This is a genomic window from Vibrio sp. 1978 (assembly GCF_033344345.1).
In genome coordinates, this window is sequence record NZ_JAWPOP010000573.1 from 1 (window position 1) to 650 (window position 650).

The following is a 650-nucleotide window of genomic DNA, read 5'->3' on the forward strand; positions in this document are numbered from 1 at the left end:
AATCATGATGACCGTCTTAAAGTGGCGGCAAAGTACATTCTTCACATACGCCATGCCTAAGAGGCCGTTCGCTGTGTCACCTGCAACGACTAAAGTGGCTTCGTTATCGAAGCTATACCAGAAATCACGGCGTATTCCGTGAATGTCGAGATGCAGATCGGAAACAACGTAAAACTTCAAACTATCATGACCTTAGAGTTGATTGACTTCTCCATGGTACAGGGGTTTTTTAGATTAGAGAAGTGAGCACATACGCTAAGTGCTTTAACATCAGTAGCTTAAAGTGAAACCTCCATGGAAGACAATGATTGGACGCTTTGTTTGATTTTTCGGCACTAAGATTTAGACACTAACTTTTAGTGTCTAAATCTTAGTGGTTTATAACTGTCTGAAATTAATCGTTTTTATTGTAAACAGTTAAGATTTTTTGCTGAGGAAACTTCTCAGAGGCTGGCGAGAGTGTAATTGTGCTACAGCCGTGTGTACGGCAGGCATTTTTATGAGCGAGGCTGATATGAAGAACGAGGCTAAGGCTACAAGAAGTGATAACGAGCAAGCCGAATCAAAGGATAGTAAGGTTACGCTAAATGGACTTCTTGACTTGCTTGATCACGCGATCTCTACCAATACTGATAAGCGAGTTGAAGTAA

The 650-nt window shown here is 41.2% G+C and carries 1 pseudogene; it reads right to left on the minus strand.

Annotated features, from left to right (window positions below):
- Nucleotides 1-180 (minus strand): annotated as a pseudogene (locus R8N49_RS27895) (serine/threonine protein phosphatase); the annotation flags it as partial.
- Between the last annotated feature and the right edge of the window lie 470 nt (nt 181-650).